Genomic DNA, 1,592 nt, shown 5'->3' with positions numbered 1-1,592 from the left:
TAACGCGCCAGTTAGTTGAAGAAGGAATTTTTACTTTCTTATAGTTGATAGTATTTTTTGTGCTTTATACTCATCATCTTTTTTGACATAAAAATCGTATATAACTGGTGCTCTAAAACCAGAAACATTAAAATTCGGTCCAGGAGTAGAGCTATTGCGTGAATTGCTTTTGACTTTGTACTGTAAGCCTTCATTTTTAAATGCTTGAGAAACTTTAAAATAGTCATCATCTTTTAACGCTGTATAAACTAATACCTTATTAAACAAAAAATCAAATAGTGTCAAAGTTCCCTCTCCTTTAGTTCAACATCTATTTCAATCTACTATCGTTTATTTAAGATATTCATTTTTTGTAGACTAATTCCTTCTTAAGCTATTCTGGCAGAAGCAAAATAGAGGATGATCGAGTAATGATCATCCTCTATATGTTGTTTAACTAACGCGCAAGTTAGTTGTATAATTCAAGCTGCTTAATTGCAGTTTTTTTAATTGTCTTTTAAGAAACAAAGTAAAGAAGAGATATTAAAGGAATTTGAAGATTTTTTAAAAATGGAAAAATAAAATTTGATGATTTAGATATTTAATAAAAAGGAGATAAGTACAGTTCGATACTTATCTCCTTTTTAAATTTATGCTTATTCAACACTTACAGAAATAGGTAATGTAATTGAATCTATCTTTACGTAAACGGTAGTATTACCTGTAGATATACCTTTTACTTCACCAGTGCTACTAACACTTGCAATATTTGAATCTTGCGAAGCGTATGTTACGTTAAAATTTAGTTCACCAAGTGGTCTATCACTATATTTTAAAGAGAGTGAAATGTTACTTTTTTCATCAACTTTTACTTGTAAGTTATTATTATAGTTAAAGTCAAATTCTCTAGGAGAAAATACTTTAATAAGTGTTTTATAAGGTTGTTCATTAGGAATTGTAATAGTAATCGTTGCCATACCCTCGTTTATCCCTCGAAGGACCCCTTTATCATCGACAGTTACTACAGAAGGATTACTACTTTTAATACTACCCACACTTTTAATTTTAGAATAGAGACTTTGTAAATTAATATTAGTTGCGCCTTTCATCAAGAACACTGTTCTTGGTGGATCAATGTTTATTGCAATAGGTTTTATAGGTAGAAATGAGAAAGATGTTTTCTTTGAATTCCAACTTAATGTTACGTTTGAAATTTTAGGGAATTGGTTTATTTCTAAGAAAATTTTTTTCTTCACTACTGCTGGCGAATAGGAAATAGGAATGTGATACCCATTAACCGTAACTGTGTTTTTCTTTGTATAAACGATAACAGTCCTATTTGAGTTTTTAAAAGTTGACCAGTTGGTTTTATTTTCAGTATTGGTAAAACCAAGAGATTTAAAGTAGGTATGAATATTGATGTAATATTTATTCTTAATAGTTTTTATGTCTGAAGTTGCAAGCTTTGTTCCGTTTATGGTACCAGTGATTGTAGCTGCACTACTTATTGTAGGATGAAATAATGTAAAAGAAAGAATAAATGCAATGATAATCTGGGTGTAAGATGTTTTTCTCATTTGTGTACTCCTTGTATTTGTAATAAATATATATAT

The 1,592-nt window shown here is 29.3% G+C and carries 2 protein-coding genes; both read right to left on the bottom strand.

Translation table 11 applies throughout. From position 1 onward, the window contains the following. Positions 1-30: 30 nt before the first annotated feature. Positions 31-285, bottom strand: coding sequence for a hypothetical protein (locus V7056_RS20125; RefSeq protein WP_499704164.1), 255 nt, complete (start codon positions 283-285; stop codon positions 31-33). Between the two features lie 350 nt (positions 286-635). Beyond that, positions 636-1,556 (bottom strand): Ig-like domain-containing protein, encoded by a 921-nt coding sequence (locus V7056_RS20120; protein ID WP_499704163.1) that lies wholly within the window; start codon positions 1,554-1,556, stop codon positions 636-638. Positions 1,557-1,592: the final 36 nt, after the last annotated feature.

Source organism: Bacillus sp. JJ664 (assembly GCF_036962205.1).
GTDB lineage: Bacteria > Bacillota > Bacilli > Bacillales > Bacillaceae_G > Gottfriedia.
This window is presented reverse-complemented; position numbering and strand designations above follow the sequence as displayed.

Coding starts and splice junctions, on each gene's coding strand:
- V7056_RS20120 (WP_499704163.1), bottom strand. CDS start 1,556: ATGAGAAAAACATCTTACACCCAGATTATCATTGCATTTATTCTTTCT.